The sequence below is a fragment of the Limnohabitans planktonicus II-D5 genome, assembly GCF_001270065.2.
In the GTDB taxonomy this organism is placed as follows: Bacteria; Pseudomonadota; Gammaproteobacteria; order Burkholderiales; family Burkholderiaceae_C; genus Limnohabitans_A; species Limnohabitans_A planktonicus.
On record NZ_LFYT02000007.1, the window covers coordinates 1 to 24542 of the forward strand.

Here is a 24542-nt window from a genome sequence, read left to right on the forward strand (position 1 = left end):
CAAATTGGCATGAGCGTTCGCACCTTGCAGCGCTGGGTACACCCTTGTGGGCACGAAGGAGACCGGCGTGTCAGCACGCTACGTGCGCACAGCGTGCCGCCAAACCAGCTCAGTCAAGCTGAGCGAGAGGCCGCGATGAGCGTGCTTAACAGCGAGGAGTTCAAAGATTTGCCACCCAGCCAAATCGTGCCTCGCTTGGCCGACCAGGGCAAGTACGTGTGCAGTGAATCGACGATGTACCGACTGCTCCATTGCGCCCAGCAGATGGGCCATCGCCGCCTGGAGCGTGTGCCGCGCAAGGTGAGCAAGCCGCGCGCATTGGTCGCTACCGAGCCCGATCAAGTCTATTGTTGGGACATTACCTATTTGCCCACTCAGGTGCGAGGAATGCATTTCTACCTCTACCTTTTTGTGGATATCTTCAGCCGAAAAATTGTCGGCTGGCAGGTATTTGATTGTGAGAGCGCACAGCTGGCCGCCGATTTGCTTCGTGATATCTGCGAGCGCCAATGCATTCCCGAAGGGCAGCTCACGGTGCATTCAGACAATGGCTCGCCGATGAAGGGTGAGACCATGCTGGCGACAATGTGGCGCTTGGGTATCACGCCTTCGCGCAGTCGGCCCTCAGTCAGCAATGACAACCCCTACTCGGAATCGCTGTTCCGAACACTGAAGTTCCGCCCGCAGCTACCTCTGGGGCCCTTTACCGACATCTTGCATGCGCGCCGCTGGGTGACAGATTTGGTCCATTGGTACAACACCGAGCACAGGCACAGCGCCATTCGTTTTGTAACCCCAACTCAGCGCCACGCAGGGCTTGACGGGCCAATGCTTGCAAAGCGCAACGATGTTTACGCCGCTGCACGACAGGCCAATCCGAACCGATGGTCCGCAACTGCACGCAATTGGCACCCGGTCAACGAAGTCCACCTCAATCCCCATACCCCTAAACCCACGGAGAACAAAAACTTACGAAAAGCAGCCTGAACCACCAAAATAAATGCGACAACTAGCTTGAAAACGGCCGGTTCGAGAGCTTGAGGTTCATGGGCAGGTCCTCAGTGAGCCACCTGTGCCCATCCTTGAACCCGTCCATCCCCGTGTCTGGGTGCTCATGCAACGTACCTCCAGCTTCGTCGCTGATGGGATCACGCCCGGCTTCACCGTACGCTACGCCCACCCGCCCAGGTCACCCCAGCATCTGACGCATGGCCTTGCAGCTTTGCACGTCCTCAGACTCTCACTCTCGTTCGGTCCTTCACGGTCTCCATCCGGCCTTGTGGGCCTCGTACTGCCGCTACTACGACCTCTGCTGACTTCTCGCTCCGGCTAAGCCGTCGCCCTTTCAGGCACAAGGCGAGATCTCCCCAGGTAAGGGTCGCACACCTTCATCGCACAACCGCCGCATTTACGCCACCTCGCCTTGGTCACAAGAGCTTTGCAGTAATGGGCCTGCTCGCCCTGCTTGGCAACGCCTTCTATGCGGTTCTTGTTCATCGGCTCACGATTTACGCTCCACGCTTCCTTCCCACGCTCGGTCGCCCTCACGCAGTTGCGCTTCACTTTGCTCACTGTGACCAGCTCGCAGCGGGACTTGCACCCGCAGGTGTGCGCCCATGCTGGGCGCACCCCAAAAAACGTCGGACTCTTCGAGTGCCGACCTACGGGGATGCATTCGTAGGTCGGTGGTCGAAGACCCCGACATGAGCTTGTGACGAAGACGTTTACTCGGCTTTGATGTTGGCCGCTTTGACCACCGCCGCATAGCGCGACAGGTCACGCGCCATGTCGCGGCCAAATTTTTCAGGACCACCGGGGCTGGCGGTGATGCCCAAGGTGTTCAAGCGCTCGCGCACCGCCGGGTCGTTCAGGACCGCGTTCAGCTCGGTGTTGAGCTTGTCCACAATCGCCCGGGGGGTTTTGGCCGGAGCCAGCAGGCCCACCCAGGAGTTGATGTCGAAATCGGGCACGCCCGATTCGATGAAGGTGGGCACATCGGGCATGGACGGGGCCCGTTGCGCGCTTGACACGGCCACCGCGTGCAACTTGCCCGCCTTGACGTGCGAAATGGCACCCGCCACGGCGGTGTAGACCAGCGGGATGGTGCCGCCCAGCAAGTCGGTCATGGCCTGGCCACCGCCTTTGTATGGGATGTGCGTGAGGTTGGCACCTGTGCGCTGTTTGAGCAATTCGCCCGCGATGTGCGGCGTGCCGCCCGTGCCCGATGTGCCATACGACAAACCGCCCGACTGGGTTTTGGACAAGGCGATCACTTGTTGCAGGGTTTTGGCGGGCACACCGGGGTGCGACACCACAATCAAAATCGCGTCGCCGATTTTGCCGATCGGGGCAAAGTCTTTGGCGGTGTCAAAACCCACTTTGGGAAACACATGCGGGTTGATCACCAAGGTGCCGTCAAAGCCCAAGAGCAAGGTGTAACCATCGGGTTCGGCCGAGGCCACCATTTGCGTGCCAATGTTGCCCGAGGCACCAGGTTTGTTGTCCACGATCACCTGTTGGCCCAAGCGCTTGGACAGCTGCTCCGCGATCAGACGGCCGCTGGTGTCGGTCACCCCTCCCGTGGCAAAGGGCACGACCAGGCGGATCGGTTTGCTGGGGTAAGTAGATTGCGCAAAGGCTGTGCCTGCGCCCAGCGCCAAGCAGGCGGTCACGCTGGTGCTCAGCAAGGTTTTCAGCCATTGGCGGCGGGGTGAAGCGTTCAGTCTGGACATACAGATCTCCTGATGAATGGGGTCAAGTGAAGGCAGAGGGTTGGCGAACTGCGGGTATGTTTTTTTTGCAGGATATTGCCCTGCAAGCGATCACCAGCTGTGCGCAAGCGCCCATCGCCAGCAGGGCTGGCTCCTACGAAGGGCGTGACTTGGGAGATCAGCAGCAATTTACGGGCAGGGGACTTTTGCAGGAGCTTGCCCTGCAAGCGATGGTTTATGGGCTGCATGGGGTCGTGCATCTCGCCGATGCTTATTCGGTTTCGGCGTAGCGTTTTTCAAACGCCCACACATCTTCAAAACCCATCAAACGCGTGAGGTCGGCAAAGTCATACAGCGCCGTCTGGCCACCGGCCGATGAGCCCGTGTCCTTGAACTGCTGGTACACCTGCGTCATGGCCTGCACACCTGCCAACAAGGCCGTCACCGGAAAAATCGCGATCTTGTAGCCCAGCGCCTCCAATTCGGGGCGGGTCAGCACCGGCGTGCGGCCCTTCTCCACCATATTGGCCACCAAAGGCACATCAAAGCTCTGGCCGATGCGGCGCATCTCTTCTTCGGACTCGGGCGACTCGACAAACAAAATGTCGGCCCCCGCTTTGGCATAAGCCTCGGCCCGGCGCAGCGCCTCGTCCAGGCCCAGCGTGGTGCGGGCGTCGGTGCGGGCAATGATCAGAAAATCTTTCGACGCACGCGCATCCACCGCCACCCGAATCTTGCGCACCATGTCTGCGGTGGGAATCACGCGGCGTCCCGGCGTGTGGCCGCACTTCTTGGGAAACTCCTGGTCCTCCAGCTGAATCGCGCAGGCTCCGGCGGCCTCGTAACCGCGCACCGTGTGGCGCATGTTGAGCAAGCCGCCATAGCCCGTATCGCCATCGGCCATCAAGGGCGTGCGCGCCATGCCCGCCATGGCCGTCACCCGGCCCACCATGTCGCTGTAGGTGGCCAGACCCGCATCGGGCAAACCCATGTGCGACGCCACCGTGCCGTAGCCCGTCATGTACAGCGCATCAAAACCAAAACTGTCGGCCAGACGCAAAGACACCATGTCAAAAACGCCCGGCGCGACCACCAAGCCCGGTTGATTCAAACGCGCACGCAAGGCAGAGGTTTTTGTGTTCATGAAGGCACGGCTTTCCAAAAGGATGTTCAAATCTGCGGCTCAATTTCCTCATTTCAGCAGAAGAAAACTCCATGGACTTGCACCTAAGCGACAAACATGTGTTGATCACCGGCGGCAGCAAAGGAATTGGCCTGGCCTGTGCCCACGCCTTCTTGCAAGAAGGTGCCAAAGTGAGCCTGGTCTCGCGAAACATCGCCAACCTGAGCGCCGCACGCGCCCAGCTGCAAGCCACCTTCCCCGCCGAGCACATCCACACTGTGGCCGCCAATTTGCGTGATGCGCAAGCCGCCCTGGTCGCCCTCGATTCGGCCGAAGCCGCATTCGGCCCCGTCGACGTGCTGGTCAACTCGGCCGGCGCTGCCAAGCGCACCACCGCGCCCGAACTCACCCCCGAAGCCTGGGCCGACGCCATGCAGGCCAAATACTTCACCTACATCCACATGATCAACCCCAGCATCCAGCGCATGGCCGCACGCGGGCAAGGCACCGTGGTCAACGTGGTCGGCAACGGCGGCAAAGTCGCCAGCCCCATGCACCTGCCCGGCGGCGCAGCCAACGCAGCCTTGATGCTGGCCAGCGCTGGCCTGGCCGCCGCCTACGGCCCGCAAGGCATCCGCGTCAACGCCATCAACCCGGGCCTCACGCGCACCGACCGCCTGCAAGAAGGCATGGTCACCAATGCACGCATGCAAGGCATCAGCATCGAACAGGCCATGCAACAAGCCGTCGACAAAATCCCCCTGGGCCGCATGGCCGAGCCTGAAGAAATCGCCCACGCCGTGCTCTTTTTGGCATCGTCCAAAGCCAGCTACATCACCGGCATCTGCATGAGCATGGACGGCGCGCTCAACCCCATCGTGGTCTGACAGCGCCATGAACCACTCACGCACCCATCGCCTGCTGTGCAGCCTGCGCCAATGTGTGGCTACGTGCTTGCTGGCAAGCGCGGCCAGCCTGGCCACTGCACAGGCCCCACTGCCGCCCTTGCAAATCGTGCCTTCGGTGGACGTGCCGCGCTACATGGGCACCTGGCACGAGATCGCCAAATACCCCAACTGGTTCCAGAGAAAATGTGCCAGCAGCACGCAAGCCACCTACAGCCTGAAAAACAATGGCCGGGTGCAAGTGCTCAACCGCTGCAAAACCGACAAAGGCGAATGGATAGACGCACAAGGCGAAGCCCGCCAAATCGGCGGCCCGACCTCTGCGCAACTCAAGGTGCGGTTTGCGCCCGAGTGGCTGTCATTCATTCCGCTGGTGTGGGGTGACTACTGGATCATTGAACTCGACCCAGACTACCAATGGGTGGTGGTGAGCGAACCCCAACGCGAGTATTTGTGGATCTTGTCGCGCACACCACAGATGCCTGCCGCCACCTACCAAGTCCTGCTGGACAAATTGCAACACCGGGGCTTCGACCTGAAACGGATCGAGGCCAGTCTGCCGTAAGGCGCATTGCCCTTGAACATGTCGATTTTGTTGCCCCCGACCTGCAACAGGCTTTGCCTCGTAGGCGGGCAGCTTCAGAACCCGACAAGCGCCTGAACCAGAACCACCGATGTCGCAGCTGAAGCTACCGACCTGTTGATTCGGCCCGATGAAGTCTGAACCGTTCACAAGCGACTGATCGCCAGCAGGGCTAGCGCCCACAAGGTGCAAGATTGTTTCATTGTGCAGACTTCATTGAAATGGTGTCAGTACCGCATGTCCAGATCGATCAGCAGTTGGGCGCAGACATCGGTCGTAGAACCATACACCGCATACGTGTGCGCACCGTCGCTCACCGTGGTGCCTGTGTGGGCCCACTCGCTGGCTGTCAACTGCACGCTGTCATTGGCATCTCCGGTGAGCTTCAGTACATGTACACCGTGGGTGGTGGCGATGCCCATCACGTCGGCCAAGGTCAGCTTGACGGTGTTGGCGAACGTGTCATTGCGCATGTCAATGGCAGAAACCATACCCACATTACCCAAACCAGACAGGTCGAGGTTGTTGCCGCCCGTCAAGGTGAACAAGTTGGACGTGGCGTTTTGCACCATGAAGCCCACATCTGCCACGCTGTGCCTTGCGCCGTCGGTGGTGGTAAAGCTCGACGCCATTTGCACCAAATTACCGTTTTGTTGCACGCTGCTGTTGTCATGATTGAGGTTGATGCTGGCAATGTGCTCATCGGCCAAGGTGTGCAACTCGCCTGCATCGGTGACGCCATCGCCATTGGCATCCACCCACACACGCAACTTGTCGAAGTTGGCGTCTTGCGCGTCAATCTTGCCGTCATGGTTGCTGTCTTGTGCTGACAAAGCGACCCAGCCGTTTGAGGCCAAAGTGCCGTCGGCCAACACCGTGTGATCGCCAAACAGCTCTGCGCCACTGTTGATGCTGCCGTCGCCGTTCAAGTCCATGGCCAACAAGCCGTCTTGCTTGCTCACCCAGCCCACGTTGATCTTCTTGCCAGTGTTGAGCAAATCGAACTGCGTGCCTTCGTTCAAGCTGGTGGTTTGCACGCCGTCGCCGTTCAAGTCGAGCACCAGCGGTGTTGATGCCAGCGTGATGAAAAATGTGCCCGAAGTCTGCAGCGTACTGCCCAGGTTCATATCTTCCAATTGCGCCTCAATTTGGTATGTACCTGCCGACATGAGGCCCGAAGGAACAGTCCACGACCAATTGGTGCCTGTCACTGTCGCTGGCTGTAGCGCTTGAGTCGGAACTTCACCTGGGAGTCTCCACAAAATACCCACAGTTTGAGTATTTGCCAACGCACCGACCAACACACCATGGAATGTCGGCGTCAACCCGCACACCAAAGAGCCACTGCCCATGCGAAGCGTCGCCCCCGAAGCCACCACATCCGTGATGGTAATTTGGTCATAAGGACGCCACGTCACCGTTGAACTTGCGTTGCTTGCCAAGTTACTCACGATCTGGGCCGCCGTGATGGCGTTGTTGCCATTGATAAAGGCATCAACACTCGTCCCGCTGTAGGTTGGGACAGCCGAAAAGTAAGAAGCTTGAGACAGCACATTACTCAGACCCGTCACCGCGTAAGAAACAACATTGCCGGTCGTGCTGGCAGTTGTGAGCTGCGCCGTCGTTTGCCCAGCCAAATTCTCGCCAGAGGCGTAAATGGTGGCACCATTGAGTCGCAGCCCCCAGTCAACTCGGCTATACGCAGTGATTGAGTCGATGCGGTAATAAGCGCCCAAGTCCACTTGCACCCACTGCTCACCCTCCTCGCTGGCCTCCAGATAAGTGCTTGTATTGTTATCTGTCATCGCTGCCGAACTGGTGGTGCTGGTGGTTTGACCCATGCCATAAGTCGCTGCCTTACCAGTGGCCACATTCACACCGCCAGACATCACCGAAATTTCGGAAACATCAAACGCAGCATTCTGAGATAAAGGGTCAATCGCAGCAGAGCCGTCCACCGTCTTACGCACCATGACATAACGCACTACGGGCTTCAACTTGGTGTCGTAGCTCCAGTTGCCAGATGCATCGGCCACCACCGAGCGCGCAGTGCTGTTGACGGTTAAGTTCACCGTGGCGCCTGGGTTGGCTGTGCCCGTCAAAGGCACAGCCTCGTTCATGGCCACAATGTTGTCGGTGGACACCGTGTTGATCGTCACAGCACGAACCACCAGCTCTGAAATGGTGTCTGTGGCACTCGAGAAAGCGGTCGTGCCACCGTTTGTCTCGGTGGAAACGTAGCTGCCTTCCGTGCCTGTGGTTTGGTCCCACGCGCGAAAAGTCACGTCATTGGCGGTGCCCGAGTAAGCCGCCGTTGGCTTGAGGTAAATGCGGTTGTCTGCGTCAGAGCCCAACAGCAGAGCGTTGCTGTCACTGGCGGTATCGGTGAATGCCGTCCAGCTGGTGCCGCCGTCGGTGCTGTAGTACAGCGTGCCATTGGCCACGCCAGTGATGGCGATGCCTTTGGCAGCGCCTGCATCCACATCTGTTGCACCACCGACCAAGTCGCTGACCAAGGAGCCCACTGCGCCAATCGGATCGGCCGAGTCTTGCATGACGGCAGGCAAGGCAAGCGTGGTGTCTGCCAACACCGGCGCGTCGTTCACTGCGGTCACGTCGAACACAAACATATTCTCCCCCGTCATGGTGTCCTTGCCACCATTGACCGTGCCACCGTTGTCTTGCAATTTGAAATAAATGCTGGCGTAGTCTTCACCGCTGGCGTTCGCAGCCGGTGCGTACACCAGACCGCCCAAGTCCGCCACCGCAATGCTTTGGCCTTCGGTGACCGCTGTGCCATTGAGCTTGAGCGTACCGGCGGTGGGCAGCGTGGTGATGATGACCGCTTGCAGCGCATTGGCCGGTGAGTCGCTGCCATCCGCAAACGAAAAGTCCAACGCCGGAAAGTTTTTGCTGCCGTCTTCCAAAATAGTGACCCTGGTGCTGCCACCTGTGGGCGCGTCGTTGACTGCGGTAACGTGGATCGTCAGTGTGTTCGCAACTGCGCTGGTGTCCACACCACCGTTGAGCGTGCCGCCGTTGTCTTGCACTTTGAAGCCAATGGTGGCGTAACCCGCACCGTTGGCGTTGGCGGCTGGGGCGAAGACGAGGTTGCCCAAGTTCGCCACCCCAATGCTTTGGCCTGCGGCGACTGCTGTGCCATTGAGCTTGAGCGTGCCTGCGGTCGGCAGTGTGGTGATGATCACTGCGCTCAGTGCATTGCCGTCCACATCAATGAAACCAAAGTCAGAGGGTGCAAACGTTTTGCTGCCATCTTCGAGCACGGCAATGGCGCTGCTGGTGCCGGTAGGCGCGTCGTTGACCGGCGTCACATTGATCGTCAACGTGTTTGCAAAGGCGCTGGTGTCCACACCGTAGTTAGCCGTGCCGCCGTTGTCTTGCACTTTGAAGCCAATGGTGTCGTAACCGGCACCGTTGGCGTTGGCTGCTGGGGCGAACACGAGGTTGCCCAAGTCCGCCACCGCAATGCTTTGGCCTGTGGCGACCGCTGTGCCACCAAGTTTGAGCGTGCCTGCAGTGGGCAGCGTGGTGATGATCACCGCGCTCAGCGCGTTGCCATCGACATCGCTGAAACCAAAGTCCGATGCGGCAAAGGTTTTGCTTCCATCTTCGAGTACGGCAATGGCGCTGATGGTGCCGGTAGGCGCGTCGTTGACCGGCGTCACATTGATCGTCAAGGTGTTGGCCGCTGCACTGGTGTCCGCACCGCCGTTAGCCGTGCCACCGTTGTCTTGCACTTTGAAGCCAATGGTGGCGTAACCGGTACCGTTGGCGTTGGTTGCTGGGGCGAAGACGAGGTTGCCCAAGTCCGCCACCGCAATGCTTTGGCCTGCGACGACCGCTGTGCCGTTGAGCTTGAGCGTGCCCGCGGTCGGCAGCGTGGTGATGATCACTGCGCTCAGTGCATTGCCGTCCACATCGCTGAAACCAAAGTCCGATGCGGCAAAGGTTTTGCTGCCGTCTTCGAGCACGTCAATGGCGCTGCTGGTGCCGGTCGGCGCGTCGTTGATCGGCGTCACATTGATCGTCAAGGTGTTGGCTGTGGCACTGGTGTCCGCACCGTCGTTAGCCGTGCCGCCGTTGTCTTGCACTTTGAAGCCGATGGTGGCATAGCCCGTACCGTTGGCGTTGGCTGCTGGGGTGAAGACGAGGTTGCCCAAGTTCGCCACCGCAATGCTTTGGCCTGCGGCGACCGCTGTGTCATTGAGCTTGAGCGTGCCCGCGGTCGGCAGCGTGGTGATGATCACTGCGCTCAGTGCGTTGCCGTCCACATCGCTGAAACCAAAGTCCGATGCGGCAAAGGTTTTGCTGCCATCTTCGAGCACGGCAATGGCCGCGTTGGTGCCTGTAGGCGCGTCGTTCACCGCCGTCACATTGATCGTCAACGTGTTGGCCACAGCGCTGGTGTCCACACCGCCGTTAGCCGTGCCACCGTTGTCTTGCACTTTGAAGCCAATGGTGGCGTAACCGGTACCGTTGACGTTGGCTGCTGGGGCGAACACGAGGTTGCCCAAGTCCGCCACCGCAATGCTTTGGCCTGCGGCGAACGCTGTGCCGTTGAGCTTGAGCGTGCCCGCGGTCGGCAGCGTGGTGATGATCACTGCGCTCAGTGCATTGCCGTCCACATCGCTGAAACCAAAGTCAGAGGCTGCAAAGGCTTTGCTGCCATCTTCGAGCACGGCAATGGCCGCGTTGGTGCCGGTAGGCGCGTCGTTGACCGGCGTCACATTGATCGTCAAGGTGTTTGCAACTGCGCTGGTGTCCACACCGTCGTTAGCCGTGCCGCCGTTGTCTTGCACTTTGAAGCCGATGGTGGCATAGCCCGTACCGTTGGCGTTGGCTGCTGGGGCGAACACCAGGTCGCCCAAGTTCGCCACCGCAATGCTTTGGCCTGCGTCGACCGCTGTGCCGTTGAGCTTGAGCGTGCCCGCGGTCGGCAGCGTGGTGATGATCACTGCGCTCAGTGCATTGCCGTCCACATCGCTGAAACCAAAGTCCGATGCGGAAAAGGCTTTGCTGCCGTCTTCGAGCACGGCAATGGCCGCGTTGGTGCCGGTAGGCGCGTCGTTGACCGGCGTCACATTGATAGTCAACGTGTTTGCAACTGCGCTGGTGTCCACACCATCGTTAGCCGTGCCGCCGTTGTCTTGCACTTTGAAACCAATGCTGGCGAAGCCCGTACCGTTGGCATTCGCAGCCGGTGCGTACACAAAGCCGCCCAAGTTCCACACCGCAATGCTTTGGCCTGCGGCGACCGCTGTGCCGTAGAGCTTGAGCGTGCCTGCAGTGGGCAGCGTGGTGATGATCACCGCTCTCAGTGCGTTGCCATCGACATCGCTGAAACCGAAGTAAAAGTCGGCAAAGGTTTTGCTGCCGTCTTCCAAAACAGTGAATGTGTTGTTGGTGCCCGTAGGCGCATCATTGACTGACTTGACAGTAATGGCCACAGTGTCGCTGTCGGTCACGCCTTGGCTGTCGGTGGACAGGACGGTGATCGCATCAGGTCCGTTGTAGTTGCCAGCCCCGGTGTACTTGAGGCTGGCCAGTGTGGCGTTGATGTCCGCTTGGCTGCCGCTGAGGGTCAGGGTGCCTGTGCCGTTGCTGCCTGCGCTGATGGTGGCGGAGCCTGCCAGCGTGACATTGAGCTTGCCCTTCAACACGCTCAATTTTGTGGAGGTCAAGTTGCCGTCAGCGTCATTGACCATCAGGCCGATGTTGATCAGTGGCGTGTCTTCATCTATTGCTTGTGCATCAGGCAATGTGTTGATGGGCGCGACGTTGAGGTTGACGGCGTAGTTTTGCATGGCGTTGGCCACTGAGCCGCCAGTACCAGTGATGCGGCCTTCAACTTGCGTGTTGACATCTGCCACCAGTTGGGCGGAGGGCACGACGATCCGGAAGTTTCCGTAGCCATCAGCGGTGCCGGTGTATGCGTTGCCGTTGGCCATGATGGTGACGATGTCATTGATGACAAATGCACCAGTGACTTGACCCTCGATGATGGTGCCACCGTTGCTTTCTGCGCTATGGATGATGTTGTCGACGGTGATGGGATCAATGCTCAAACCCGTTTGCTGACCTGCAGTGCTGCTGCTTTCGACGACATAGTCTTGTGCTGCAACAGCGGTTTGTTTGTGGCTGCCCACGGTGGCGGCAATACGGGCTTCGACTTTGGTGTCTGCATCCGCCACCAGATCTGCCGTGGCGACGTCGATGTTGTAGTTGCCGTTGGCACCCACTGTGCCTGTGAATGTTTTGTCGTTCACACTCAGGGTGACCACGTCACCTGCGTCGAAGCTGCCTGTCGCTTTGCCAGCCAGAGTGGTGGTGTTCATACCGCTTTTGTTGACGGTGATGATGTTGTCACCGGCCACAGGATTCAGGCTGAGTGCGGTTTGAAGCGCATCGGGCTTGTTGTCCACGGTGTAGAGGCGTGTCTTCGTGTACGTCGTGTAATTCCACGCACCGTCATGAGCCAGGACACTGGCGACCACCTGGGTATTTGCCGCCAGCTCTGTAGCAAGTACACCAGCCATGGTGTATTTTCCTGCGGCATTCACCGTGGTGCTATAGAGCGTAGCTGCGCCACCCACCTTGATGGTGACCACGTCGCCAGATTTGTATTCTCCCGTCACGGTTCCGGTGATGGTCACCGTGCCTGCGGTTTCGCTGACGGTCAGGAAATCGTCACCTGTGATGGCGTCGATCCCGATAGAGCCCACTGGGGCGGTGGTGTCCACTGTGATCGCAAACGCCGCACTGACATTGGTCGTGCCGTTGGTCGTGGATTCGGCGGTCAAGTTTCGCTTGCCCTCGGCTAATTCTGTTGCTGGGGTAAAAGACCAGTTGCCGTTGGCGTCCGTTGTGGTCGTGCCCAGCACTGTGCTGCCATCTTTGATGGTTATGACCGAGCCCGCTGGCGCCTTGCCTGTCAACGTTGGAGTCTTGTCATTGGTCACCCCCCCATTGACCAGGGCTTCCGAGGCGTCATTGGGGTTGCCCTCGTTGTCTGTGACGCTGCCAATGGTGGTGCTTGCAAGGGCTGTCGTGGTGCCCGGTGCAGCCGCAGCGGCTGCAACCCCCACGCCCGCCAGCCCCAACGTGCCCATCAAGGGATTGACGCCAGCAACCAGCACCCCTACCGCAGCGCCTGCACCACTGACCTCTGAGCCCCCCAGTGCCTGAGACACCGCCTGCATGCCCTCATTCAAGTGCCCGATCATGCCGTCTTCATTGGGGTCTTGTGTCAGGTATTCATAAAAATTACCGTTTTCTGCCCGACCCACCATCCCGTTGTAGCCCTTGGCCATGACCTCGTAGTAGTCCTCGATGATCAGATCCGCATCCTTGCTGCCTTCAAAGATGATGTGCAAGTGCTTTCCCACCCGTTTGGCCTTGATGCTTTCAGGTGCAAAGCTTTGGCCTTTGCCTATTTCCTGCAGTTGGTATTTGTCGCCAGCAATGGCTTTGATGCGCAACGCCTTGCCTTGGTATGACGCGCCTTGTTCTATCTCCAGAATTTGATTTTTTTCTGTAGTGGCCGTGTTGATCAGGACTCTGAATTTTTTTGACATTTTTTCTGCTGTATCAAAACTTTGTGCCATGGCGAACTTGTCTTACCGTGCCATGGCACTCGAAAATTGGCGAATGAATGTGGAGGCGATGAATGAAGGTGAGCCCTCTTGAGCGAATCATCCAAAGGGCGCTGACCTTAGCGCCTGGTGCCGCTGATTTCAACCATCACGCGCCGGTTGGGGCTGTTGCAAGCTATATCTGCTTCTGTGGCGGCACGTCCACAAGTGCTCACCACAAGCGCACTGGACCCACGTCCTTGCGCTGTGATGCGGCTCGATTGCAGTCCGTTTTCTTGCAAATATTCTTTGACTGTCTGCGCGCGCTCAAACGACAGTCGTTCGTTTTGCTGCTCTGAGCCTATAGGATCTGCATACCCAATCACCCTCACGTGATTGACAATGCTGTAGTTGGCCCGAACGTTGTTCATCAAGTTGTCCAGCACTACACGTCCTTGCACACCCAAGGCTTTGCGGCCCGAACCAGCAAAATCAAACAAAGCATCTGCACCCAAGCTCATGGTTTGCACCGGTTCCTTGGGCTTGGGCGTTTCAGCGACTGAATGGCGGCACACCTGTGCAGGGGTGACGCGTGAGAGGGTGTGAATTTGCTCACGGCTACCCGCTATTTCCAGCAATGCCTCAGCTTCGCGGACAGGCTGCAACACCTTGATCACACCATCCTCGACCACACGCACATACTGGTTACCGCCAGCTTGCAACTCTAAAGCGCTGATGCTGTCGTATCTGTCCTTGTCTTGACTGCCAACCTTTACTGGTTTAACCCCCAAATTGACGGCACCGGGGTTGACGCACAAAAAGCTGTAAGCGTTACGCTCCAAGGTTGCGTGATACATGTCATTGAAATAGATGCTGGCACCGCCTTGAAAGCTAGAGGTGTTGGCTCTGTAGAAAATCAAACGTGTTTGCTGCTTGGCCACGGAACCTGGCGCCACAAATGCCTCACCCAGCTCGAATGCACCTGCGTTCTGGGCGCTGCTGGTGACGCTGCTTCTTGGCGTGCTTTGCGCCTGGGCCCATGTCGGTGTGATGACGACATCCATCGCAACGAATGCGCATACAAGGACAAATAATTTTGAAAAACATGGTTTCTTTGCTGAAGCGGGTGATCTTTCTTGGCTTGTCATGTGTTTGTTTAGTTTGAAATCGATGGTTTCACTTCACGCAATTTTTTCCGCCCACTTATGAAATTTTTTGTATTTCACAGCAAATTAAAAATAATTATTTTCAGCGTGATGTTTGTTTTTTGTTGGTTTTAGAATCTGATTTGTCGATTGTTGATATTAATTATTTAATACTTCTTATGAATTAATTCTATTTCTTTTTTAGTGCTCGTTTGCGTAGAAATTGTCTCTTCCGCATCTCTTGAATTTTTGCTGCGCACCGCAAAGATTGCCTTCATCCTGTTGATCCGGCCTTGTGAACTTGGCAGAGTCACTTCAATCTTGCACCTTGTGAAAGCTCGCCCTGCTGGCGATCAGACGCTGGTGGACCACATGCTTTTCGCTTGGCTGGCAAGCGCCCACAAAATCTTCCCAGCGGGCAACACAAGGCTCAGACTTGATCAGGCCAAATCTATAAATCCGTGACTTGATGCACGAAAAAATGTTTTTTCTCTATTGAAATCAACAACTTACCCGTCATGAACTCTTCACGCTGAAGGTGACCAACTCATGACCGTTTTTTTATCAAGAAACGCCCCACCAAATCGGCGGCCCGACCTCTGCGCAACTCAAGGTGCGGTTTGCGCCCGAGTGGCTGTCATTCATTCCGCTGGCGTGGGGGTGCTACTGGATCATTGAACTCGACCCAGACTAGAAATGGGTGATGGTGAGCGAACCCCAACGCGAGAATTTGTGCCCGTGTCGCGAACACCGCAGATACCTACCGCTACCTACCAAGCCCTGCTGGGCAAGTTGCAAAACTTGGGCTTCGCCCTGAAACGGATCGAGGCCAGTCTGCAGCGATGTCGGGGTCTTCGACCGTCGACCTACGGCGTGCAGTTCCCCAGGGCGGCTGTTGGTAGGTCGGCACTCGCAGAGTCCGACGTTTGCCTGCTCAAGCGTTGGTTTTTGAAGCAAGCAATAACTGTTGTTCAACCAACGTCGGGGTCTACGACCGCCGACCTACGGCGTTCATGTCCCGCAGGGCGGCTGTTGGTAGGTCGGTACTCGCAGAGTCCGACGTTTGCTTGCTCAAGCGTTGGTTTTTGAAGCACGCATCAGCTGTTGTTCAACCAACGTCGGGGTCTTCGACCGCCGACCTACGGCGTTCATGTCCCTCAGGGTGGCTGTTGGCAGGTCGGCACTCGCAGAGTCCGACGTTTGCCTGCTCAAGCGTTGGTTTTTGAAGCACGCATCAGCTGTTGTTCAACCAACGTCGGGGTCTTCGACCGCCGACCTACGGCGTTCATTTCCCGCAGGGCGGCTGTTGGTAGGTCGGTACTCGCAGAGTCCGACGCTTGCTTCTCAAGCGTTGGGTTTTGAAGCAAGCATCAGCTGTAGTTCAACCAACGTCGGAATCTTCGACCACCGACCTACAGCGTTCATGTCCCGCAGGGCGGCTGTTGGTAGGTCGGCACTCGCAGAGTCCGACGCTTGCCTGCTCAAGCTTTGGTTTTTGAAGCACGCATCTGCTGTTGTTCAACCAACGTCGGGGTCTTCGACCACCGACATACGGCGTGCAGTTCCACCAGGGCGGCTGTTTGTAGGTCGGCACTCGCAGAGTCCGACGTTTGCTTGCTCCAGCTTTGGTTTTTGAAGCACGCATCAGCAGCTGTTCAACCAACGTCGGGGTCTTCGACCACCGACCTACAGCGTTCATGTCCCGCAGGGCGGCTGTTGGTAGGTCGGTACTCGCAGAGTCCGACGTTTGCTTGCTCAAACTTTGGTTTTTGAGGCAAGCAATAACTGTTGTTCAACCAACGTCGGGGTCTTCGACCGCCGACCTACAGCGTGCAGTTACCGCAGGGCGGCAGCTTGGTGGCCGACGTTGACTGACTTGACGCAAGTCGAAATCAGTGCGCCTCTTCCGTCGCGCGCACCTGGCTGAGTTGCGCCCCGGCCTGCAGTCGCTGCGCGGCGTCCGAGAAGTTGTGCGCCGCCTCGGCCAGATCGTCAGGGTCCAAAGTCGTGGGTTTGTAGACCGGGCTACAAGACACCTTTTGACCCAGTGCCTGGTAAAAAACTGCCGCTAGGCTGGCCGATGCACCATACACACTGCGCATTTGACCCGCCACCATCACACGCAAGGTGTAACCGTATTTGCCCTTGACGCAATCGGCCTGAGTGATGTCCTTCAAATCGATAGCAAGCACTGATGTGCCCGTGTCGTTCTCTGAAATCAGCAAATTCTGGTCGGTCAACAGCCAAAGACCGCGACCGGCCAGCACCACACGGCCCAACACATAAGCCAAGACCCGTTCATCGGGCTGGATGTGGGCGCGCATTTGGTCCACATCGGTTTGTTTCAGCAAACTGGCCCCGTAGGGATTACAGCCCTCGATCAAGAGCTCGCTCAGTTCATTGCCATTTTTCAAAAAATCCATCCAAGCCATAGGTACCTCCTCAACAACGCGACATGTTCGTGCATGCGTGAGTTTGTGTTGGCTACTGCCCAGAAATAGGCACTGATACAGCAAGGTTAATGCGCCGATCTTGCGCAGTTGCGGGGCACTACTTCCGATGCATTGATTCCACCCTGTGAGTAATCAATGCTCAAGGATTTTGTTGGCTGTCGAAGACCCCGACATAGGGCCTGTGCCGAACCCATCATGTCGGACTCTTCGAGTGCCGACCTACTAACAGCCGCACTGCGGGAACTACATGCTGTAGGTCGGTGGTCGAAGACCCCGACGTTGGTTGAACAACAGTTGATGCTTGCTTCAAAAATCAACGCTTGAACAAGCAAACGTCGGACTCTGCGAGTGCCGACCTACGAACAGCCGCACTGCGGGAACTGCATGCTGTAGGTCGGTGGTCGAAGACCCCGACGTTGGTTGAACAACAGCTGATGCTTGCTTCAAAAACCAACGCTTGAACAAGCAAACGTCGGACTCTGCGAGTGCCGACCTACGACATCAATGCTCAAAGATGTTGTTGGCTGTCAAAGATCCCGACTTGGGGCCTGTGTTGAAACCCATCATGTCGGACTCTGCGAGTGCCGACCTACTAACAACCGCACTTCGGGAACTGCATGCTGTAGGTCGGTGGTCGAAGACCCCGACGTTGGTCGAACAACAGCTGATGCTTGCTTCAAAAATCAACGCTTGAGCAAGCAAACGTCAGACTCTGCGAGTGCCGACCTACGAACAGCCGCACTGCGGGAACTGCATGCTGTAGGTCGGTGGTCGAAGACCCCGACGTTGGTTGAACAACAGCTGATGCTTGCTTCAAAAATCAACGCTTGAGCAAGCAAACGTCGGACTCTGCGAGTACCGACCTACGAATTCAATGCTCAAAGATTTTGTTGGCTGTCGAAGACCCCGACATAGGGCCTGTGACGAACCCATCATGTCGGACTCTGCGAGTGCCGACCTACTAACAGCCGCACTGCGGGAACTACATGCTGTAGGTCGGTGGTCGAAGACCCCGACGTTGGTTGAACAACAGCTGATGCTTGCTTCAAAAACCAACGCTTGAGCAAGCAAACGTCGGACTCTTCGAGTGCCGACCTACCAATTCAATGCTCAAGGATTTTGTTGGCTGTCGAAGACCCCGACATGGGGCCTGTGCCGAACCCATCATGTCGGACTCTGCGAGTGCCGACCTACGGGGTGACTGGATGCAAACTTGTCGGTCTTCAACATGGCGTACCCACATTCACGCAGACAGCGTGGGCAATTGCCGCAAGCCTCAAGGCACCTGAATCGACTCCAGGTACTTCAACAAAGACACGATCCGGTTGCGGGCGGACCACTCGGCGGTGGTGGCTGAATCGCCGGGCTGGCCCATGGCGCGGGCCTTGAATTCAGTGCCCCAAACCGGCATTTCGCGCGAACCATGCCGACCGCCATCGCCCGACCAGCGGCCGTCAATCACTTCCCACATCAGGTCTTGCGGAAACTTGCCGCCGTGACGTTGTGTAATCCGAGTCAGGTCGGATGGCGGTTTGACCAAAAAAGACCGCACCGGGCCATCGCCCTTGCCTGCAGCGCCGTGGCAACTGGCGCAGTTGTCCTTGAAATCTGCGCGCCCCAATGCCGCTGATGTTTGCCCCCAAGACGACGACGTGATGGCCAAAATACTGGCGATCAAGGCTTGACTCATAGGCGGATGTTTCATGCTGATCCTTCAAAGTGGAAAGACCCATCATCGAAAAATCAACGTCCCTGCACTGTGCGACGAAACACACAATCTTGAATGGACAATGCGCCAAACAGACCCCATCGCCGCTGCCTACAAAAGCCATTCAATGCAGCGCACCGCCTGAGACCTTCACATCTGACTGCCCCATGGGATAGGCCTGCGCCAACAAAGCCAGCGCCTGCGACACCCCAGCTTGCTGCACCGCCAAAGCCATGCTCGGCAAAGCAGGTCCAGGCCATGAAGCTGCCTGTTCAGGCAACAAAGGCAAATGCATGAAACCACTCAAAGCCCCCCGCCCGGCCAATGCATGCTGCAAGGCATAAAACACCTGATTGCACACATAGGTGCCCGCCGTTTGCGAGACCGACGCAGGAAATCCCGCAGCCTTCAATCCGACCACCAAAGCCTTGATCGGCAAGGTGCTGAAATAAGCCGCAGCCGCCCCAGCCACCACCGGCTCATCAATCGGCTGGTCACCCGCGTTGTCAGCAATGCGCGCATCCATCACATTGATCGCCACCCGCTCCACCGACAAATCACTGCGCCCCTCGGCCTGGCCCAACGCCAACACAATGTGCGGCTGCAGCGCCTGCAAAGCCTCATTCAGCGCCTGGCTGGCCTTTGCAAACACACAGGGCAACTGCACCGCAGTCACCGCTGCGCCGTGAATGAAAGTCCCATGCAAAGCCCGCGCCACCTCCCAAGAAGGATTGACGCGCTGCCCACCAAAAGGCTCGAAGCCGGTCACCAAAATACGAACAGTTGCAGCGTCTGCCATGACACGTCTTTCATGAAATGTGGAGTCCCATCATGCCCGAAGCGCGTGCTGCATTTCGCGTCATTGCGAGCGCAGCGTGGCAAGCCAGTTGCTGAGGCCGTTCTGCGCGTCAGTGCTGGTGCAAACGACACTGCTGGATTGCCGCGTCGCAGGCGCCTCGCAATGACGGAAATTTGGCTCCTCGCCATGACGGGAAGTCGGCTCCGCGCGATGACAAGCTCGTGTCATTGCGAGCGAAGAGTGGCAATCCAGTTGCTGAGGTTGTTCTGCGCGTCAGTGCTGGAGCAAACGACACAGCTGGATTGCCGCGTCGCAGGCTCCTCGCAATGACGGGAGATAGCGCCATGGTGCGCCACTTGCCGGCGGGTCAAGCGGACACCAGTGCTTTGTACAAGTCTTTTTGTGTCACACCACAAGATGGGGCGGTTTCCACGATGATGCGGGCAAGCAAAGCGGTACTCATGGCACAAGACAGTTCATGCAGTTGGTGTTGCTCGATGATTTCTTTCAGACCCTCGGCAAAGTCTTATTCGTTTTGGTAAGTGGTGGTGTTCATATTCAATTTTCTTGGTGTTGTGTTGATCGAATGAGTTGACAAATATTTCTGTGCCAAGCCACATATGTCGGGGTCTTCGACCACCGACCTACGGCGTGCAGTTCCCTTAGTTGGCTGTTGGTAGGTCGGTACTCGAAGAGTCCGACGTTTGCTTGCTCTAGCGTTTTTTTTGAAGCAAGCATCAGCTTTGTTAACCCAACGTCGGGGTCTTCGACCACCGACCTAGGGCGTGCAGTTCCCGCAGGTAGGCTGTTGGTAGGTCGGTACTCGAAGAGTCCGACGTTTGCTTGCTCATACGTTGGTTTTTAAAGCAAGCATCAGATGTTGTTTGATCAACGTCGGGGTCTTCGACCGCCGACCTACAACAGGCAACGCCTCGCAGGTCGGCTGTAGGTAGGTCGGTACTCGAAGTGTCCGACATTGCAAAACAACCTGGCTCGATTTACTTGCTCTTGCAGAACTGCGTCCACATGCTGCGCAATGCTTTTTCCATGTCGCGGGTGTAGGTGTCGACGTTCCAGGCGGGCAGGGCCAATTGGCGGTCGCGCAGGCCTTGTTTGAGCTTGAGCAAGGACTGGCGGTCTTGGGCCATGCGGGCGGCGATTTGCACGTATTCGGCATCGTCTTTGGCCACCCACTCGGGCAAGGCGGCGGCGCGCATGAAGCTGGCGCCCATGCGTGAGACGAAGTTGTTGCCTTCCTTGACGACCACCGGCACGCCCATCCACATGGCTTGCAGCGTGGTGGTGCCGCCGTTGTAGGGCACGGGGTCCAGGGCGATGTCCACGTCGGCGTATTCGGCCATCATGTCGGTCAGGCCGACCGGGCCGCGGAACTCCAGGCGCGAGGCATCGACGCCTTCTTTTTCCAGACGTTCGCGGAACACCTTGATGGCCGACTCGTCCTTGAAGCTCGGGGCCTTGAGCAACAAGCGCGAATCGGGCACCGCCTTGAGCACCTGCGCCCACAGCTTGAGCGTGTGCGGCGTGAGTTTGGGCACGTTGTTGAACGAGCCGAAGGTCAAAGGTCGCTTGGCGTGTTCTTCGTTGTATTTCGGGAAGGGGTAATTGGCTTCTGGCGCGTAGCAGAACACCGTGTTGGGCAAGCGCATGACCTGCTCGGTGCACAAGGCTTCGGCACCCTGGGGCACCACCACCGAGTCGGCCAGCATCCAGTCGATGTTGGGCACGCCAGTCGAGCCGGGATAACCCAAAAATGTGGCCTGCACGGGTGCCGTGCGCTGCGCCAACATACCCACGCGCTGCAAGGACGTGTGCCCAGCCAGGTCCATCAAAATGTCGATGCCATCGGCCTCGATGCGGCGCACCAGCTGCACCTCGGTCAGTGTGGCGCACGACACCCAATGGTCCACACGCTTGCGGGCCAGCTGCGTTTGCTCATCGTGCGAGACACCCGTGTGGTAAATCGTCACTTCAAACTGCGTCTTGTCCAAGCGCGCCAGCACTGGCTGCATGAAAATATTCACCGGATGCTGGTGGTGGAAATCACCGCTGACCATGCCCAACTTCAGGCGCTTTTTCGGGTCACGGTCGTTCTTGAAACTGCTGGCCGCACGCGCGTTCTGGCCCAGCGGTGCAAACAAATCGCGGTGCAACTTGGCCACTTCTTGGGCGGTCAGTGAATCGCTGTACAAAGAACTCATCGCTGCACTCGAACGCATGGCCGAACGCGGGCCTTCCTCTTCGGACAACTCGCTGTACAGGCGCATGGCCGTGTCCGCATCGCCCAAGCGACCGGCCACCGAAGCGCGCATCGACTTGGCCCCTGGCTGCGGTGCAATCGCCTCGGCTTTGGCCAGGGCTTCCATGGCCTCTTCCATCATCCAGCTTTCGGCATACGAGTGCGCCAAATTCCAATACGCCGGGGCGCTGTTCGGGTGCAACTCGACGTTGCGCTTGAGCACCTCTTGCGCCTCGACCCACAAATTGTTTTGAAACGACTGCGCCGCCAAACGCGACAACACTGTCTCGGACGTGGCCACCGAAGCGCGTTCAAACGCACGGTGTGCCTCTTCATGCAAGCCCAGACGCATCAGGATCTCGCCCAGATCAATCTGCACATCGGCACGCTCATTCACATCGGGCTCGGGCTTTTCAATGCGCATCATGCCCAGCGTCTGGCGCATCGATTCCAGCGCACGCGCCGTGTCGCCACGCTCCAGGCGGTAACGCGACATCAGGCGGTGCACCTGGCGAATGCCGCCGGGCTTTTCAGAAGCCAATGGCAAAGCGCGGTGGTATTGCGCAGCCGCCTCTTCAAAGCGGCCCGCATCTTCCAGTTCACGCGCCAGCGACAACACGCCTTCCCAACGGTCTGGCGCCACCATCACGGCACGCTGATAACTGATCAAAGCCTGCGCCGGAATGCCCAGCTGACGGCACAAATGCCCCGCTTCCAGCCACGCCGTGAAATGGTTCGGATTGGCCTTGAGGATCTGCGCAAACAACTCACGCGCCTGCTTGGGATCGTTCATGCGCACCGCGCAACGTGCCAGCTGCAAAGCCGCAGGCTCCATGGTCGGGTCGCGCTGCAAAGCTTCTTCAAAGGCCTTGCGTGCATCCACCAGATTGCCCGAATCCATGAGCGCATTGCCCAGATTGAAAAACACCACGCCAGGTGCGCCGCTCATGGCTGCGGCCTGTTTGTAAACCACCAAGGCCTCTTGCACCTTGCCATCGCGGCGCAGCTGCACACCCTGGTCCACCAATGCACTGATCTCTTTCGGGATCACGTCCGTCACTTCTTGCATCTCTTGTGTCATGTCATTCACTCCTTGTTGGGGTCTTGTTCAATCGTTGAAAAAAATCAGCAGCCTGCTTCACAAACAAGCCATCCACTGCACCAAGTTCTCCTTGGGCAAAAACACATGGTCGCGAGCGCGGTCATTGGGCACCACCTGCAGTTCGGCATTGAGCCAAGGCGCCTGCGGCTTCATGGCAAAGTGCACATAGTCAAAACGCTGCACCAGGCCCTGCCAAAAACGCACATCCGTGCCCTGCAAAATCTCGCACACCAGCGCCGGGCGCCAGTGGTGCAGCACCTGCATGGCACCGGTCAATACTTCTGACTCGGCCGTCTCCACATCGATCTTCATGAGCAGCGGCTGGCCGGGCGTCATGCCCTGCGTCAGGCTGGGCATCAAGTCATCGAGCTTGCGCACCGGCACCGCCCGCTGGCCCGAATGCTGGCTGCGGAACTTCGGATTCAACGAAGCCGATGTCTCCACCAGCCCATGCTCGGTCGTGGGCATGAACAACAAACCCTCGCCCGCCTGCGCACCCAAAGCCACCTGATGCAGCGTGATGCGCTCAGACAACTCCGAGATGGTCACGTTCGCCTGCAAGACCTCGACGATTTCCGTCACCGGCTCGAACGCATGCACATGGCGTGCGCCGCAAGCGGCGGCCAGCAAACTGTAAAAACCCGTGTTCGCCCCGATGTCGATCATCAAAGGCTGCAAGCCGTGGCACCAGCGTGCCAACAGATCGGGCAACGGTGCCTCATACGCCTGCCAACCATCGCGCTGCATCTGCTGCGCCACCTGATCGCGACCGCCGCAAGAATCCATCCAAAAGCGCGCATGCGCGCCCGCTGCCACCACCGGCGCTGTCACATCCGCCTGGATCAAATGGTTAATTCGCATGCGCTTCTCCTGCAGGATGAGGCAACATGAAATCGCTGCACTGATCGCCCAGCACTGTGCGCCAGGCCAATTCCAGCTCTTGTTCAAAACGCGACTCGGTGTAATGCGACACCGTTGCCTGCCCCATCAACACCCGCATCTGCGCCTCCTCGGCAGGCAGCTCCAGGGCCTTGGCCACGGCATGGGCAAAGCCCTCCAGATCGCCGTCGGCCACCCAAAAACCGTTGTCCGGCGTGGCGTATTCCTGCCCCCCTTGACCGTCAAAACCACACACCAACGAACCTGCAGCCATGGCCTCCAAAGGCGGCAAACCCAGGCCCTCGTAATGGCTCAAACTCGCAAACACCTGCGACTCGCCCAGCACCTGCGCCACCTGCGGGCGCGCCATGTTGCTGATCTCCACCCAAGGCACATCGGCCAGGTGCGGGTGCAAATTGGCAAAGATCTGACGCAACAACATGCCATCCACCGGCCGCTTGCGCGGCATGAACGCCACCTGGCGCTTCTTGGGCTTGTCCGCCCCTTGCGCAAACACCGGCAACACAAAAGGCCGAACCACTTGCCAGTTCAGCTGCGTGCCCAGGCGGCCCAGCATCTGCGCCGTGAAGCGGCTGCAACACAGCCCCCCCGCCAGCCCATAGGCATTGAGCGCCTGCATCGACGCGAAACTTTGAAACGTGTAATAGGGATTCTGGTTGTGCATCACCTTGCGACAAGGCAAAGCCGCAAACTTCTCCCAGGCCGAAGGCGGCGTGATCTCGGGCAGCACCAACACATCGTCAGGCTGAAACACCATCGCATCACCCAGCTGCACCATCGGCACCGCATACGGCCGACTGGGCACAGCCACCTTGGAGCCGTCATCGAGCAGCGCAAAAGCCCGCCACCCCTTGCGCCGCAAAATCGCCACATGCTGAAAATTCACCAACTCGCCCCCGGCAGCCACCGGCAAACGACAAGCGTAATAAATAGAAGGCTTCATCTGGAAAGCCCCCCGCATGCATTCATGGTCATCCGCATCCCTTCAATCCAAGTCATCACCTCGTCAACTTCCCACAAACGTGACGCTTCTGTCCATAAATTGACATAAAGCGCAAATTTAATGGAAGTTTTTAAAACCAGAATTGGTTTTGTTTTTTGGCGATTAAATTAATTTGTTTTGAAGATATCGATAAATACAGCAAGAAAAAACCCCCAATTGGGTAATTTCACGGGAAGTTTTTGAGCCTGCAACTATTTTGCTGGCTGATCAGGAAGATGTCGGACTCTTCGAGTACCGACCTACGAGGGCGCGGTGCGCGCA

The 24542-nt window shown here is 57.9% G+C and carries 16 protein-coding genes; 6 read left to right on the plus strand and 10 right to left on the minus strand.

Features of this window, described 5'->3' with window-relative positions; genetic code table 11:
* On the plus strand, positions 1–987 hold a 987-nt coding region (locus tag H663_RS27950), incomplete at its 5' end, for an IS3 family transposase (protein WP_116695828.1).
* A gap of 737 nt (positions 988–1724) precedes the next feature.
* On the opposite strand, the gene H663_RS27960 is transcribed toward H663_RS27950, so the two are convergent.
* Positions 1725–2732: a Bug family tripartite tricarboxylate transporter substrate binding protein gene (locus tag H663_RS27960; protein WP_053173460.1), complete on the minus strand. Its 1008-nt coding sequence runs from the start codon at positions 2730–2732 to the stop codon at positions 1725–1727.
* Positions 2733–2788: 56 nt separating this feature from the next.
* Between H663_RS27960 and H663_RS27965 the strand changes: the two genes are divergently transcribed.
* Entirely contained in the window at positions 2789–3001 is a 213-nt protein-coding gene (locus tag H663_RS27965) for a hypothetical protein (RefSeq protein ID WP_053173458.1), read from the plus strand.
* Here the strand turns inward: H663_RS27965 and H663_RS27970 are convergent.
* Complete coding sequence (locus tag H663_RS27970; protein WP_053173668.1) at positions 2983–3855, minus strand: isocitrate lyase/PEP mutase family protein; 873 nt, start codon at positions 3853–3855, stop codon at positions 2983–2985. The two genes, H663_RS27965 and H663_RS27970, sit on opposite strands and share 19 nt — an antisense overlap.
* A 71-nt stretch (positions 3856–3926) precedes the next feature.
* Here H663_RS27970 and H663_RS27975 point away from each other — a divergent pair, with 71 nt between their 5' ends.
* A complete protein-coding gene (locus H663_RS27975; protein WP_053173457.1) occupies positions 3927–4721 on the plus strand; it encodes an SDR family oxidoreductase in 795 nt (264 codons plus the stop codon).
* Positions 4722–4728: 7 nt separating this feature from the next.
* Positions 4729–5304 carry a lipocalin family protein gene (locus H663_RS27980; protein ID WP_053173455.1) on the plus strand — a complete coding sequence of 192 codons (576 nt, stop codon included), beginning with the start codon at positions 4729–4731 and terminating at the stop codon, positions 5302–5304.
* Between the two features lie 245 nt (positions 5305–5549).
* On the opposite strand, the gene H663_RS27985 is transcribed toward H663_RS27980, so the two are convergent.
* Positions 5550–12917 (minus strand): Ig-like domain-containing protein, encoded by a 7368-nt coding sequence (locus H663_RS27985; protein ID WP_165803879.1) that lies wholly within the window; start codon positions 12915–12917, stop codon positions 5550–5552.
* A 137-nt stretch (positions 12918–13054) separates the two neighbouring features.
* Positions 13055–13771 carry an OmpA family protein gene (locus tag H663_RS27990; RefSeq protein ID WP_165803880.1) on the minus strand — a complete coding sequence of 239 codons (717 nt, stop codon included), beginning with the start codon at positions 13769–13771 and terminating at the stop codon, positions 13055–13057.
* Positions 13772–13847: 76 nt separating this feature from the next.
* On the opposite strand from H663_RS27990, the gene H663_RS41575 reads away from it, so the two are divergent.
* Positions 13848–14123 (plus strand): hypothetical protein, encoded by a 276-nt coding sequence (locus H663_RS41575; RefSeq protein ID WP_165803881.1) that lies wholly within the window; start codon positions 13848–13850, stop codon positions 14121–14123.
* 1828 nt (positions 14124–15951) lie between these two features.
* Here H663_RS41575 and H663_RS28000 read toward each other — a convergent pair.
* Positions 15952–16491, minus strand: a complete 540-nt coding sequence (locus H663_RS28000; RefSeq protein WP_053173447.1) for a hypothetical protein — start codon at positions 16489–16491, stop codon at positions 15952–15954.
* A 1297-nt stretch (positions 16492–17788) separates the two neighbouring features.
* On the minus strand, positions 17789–18217 hold the full coding sequence (locus H663_RS28010) for a c-type cytochrome (protein ID WP_053173443.1): 429 nt from the start codon (positions 18215–18217) through the stop codon (positions 17789–17791).
* Between H663_RS28010 and H663_RS41585 the strand changes: the two genes are divergently transcribed.
* A complete protein-coding gene (locus tag H663_RS41585) occupies positions 18216–18365 on the plus strand; it encodes a hypothetical protein (protein ID WP_165803882.1) in 150 nt (49 codons plus the stop codon). The two genes, H663_RS28010 and H663_RS41585, sit on opposite strands and share 2 nt — an antisense overlap.
* On the opposite strand, the gene pcp is transcribed toward H663_RS41585, so the two are convergent.
* The 4 genes from pcp to H663_RS28030 form a co-directional block, all read right to left on the minus strand.
* The gene (pcp, locus tag H663_RS28015; protein ID WP_053173441.1) at positions 18345–19019 is read right to left on the minus strand and encodes a pyroglutamyl-peptidase I; all 675 of its coding nucleotides are present in this window, start codon (positions 19017–19019) and stop codon (positions 18345–18347) included. The two genes, H663_RS41585 and pcp, sit on opposite strands and share 21 nt — an antisense overlap.
* 998 nt (positions 19020–20017) lie before the next feature.
* Positions 20018–22357, minus strand: a complete 2340-nt coding sequence (locus H663_RS28020) for an O-linked N-acetylglucosamine transferase family protein (protein ID WP_053173438.1) — start codon at positions 22355–22357, stop codon at positions 20018–20020.
* Positions 22358–22414: 57 nt separating this feature from the next.
* Positions 22415–23239: an FkbM family methyltransferase gene (locus H663_RS28025; RefSeq protein ID WP_053173436.1), complete on the minus strand. Its 825-nt coding sequence runs from the start codon at positions 23237–23239 to the stop codon at positions 22415–22417.
* Positions 23229–24221, minus strand: a complete 993-nt coding sequence (locus H663_RS28030) for a glycosyltransferase (RefSeq protein WP_053173434.1) — start codon at positions 24219–24221, stop codon at positions 23229–23231. The genes H663_RS28025 and H663_RS28030 overlap by 11 nt, the downstream gene beginning before the upstream one ends.
* Between the last annotated feature and the right edge of the window lie 321 nt (positions 24222–24542).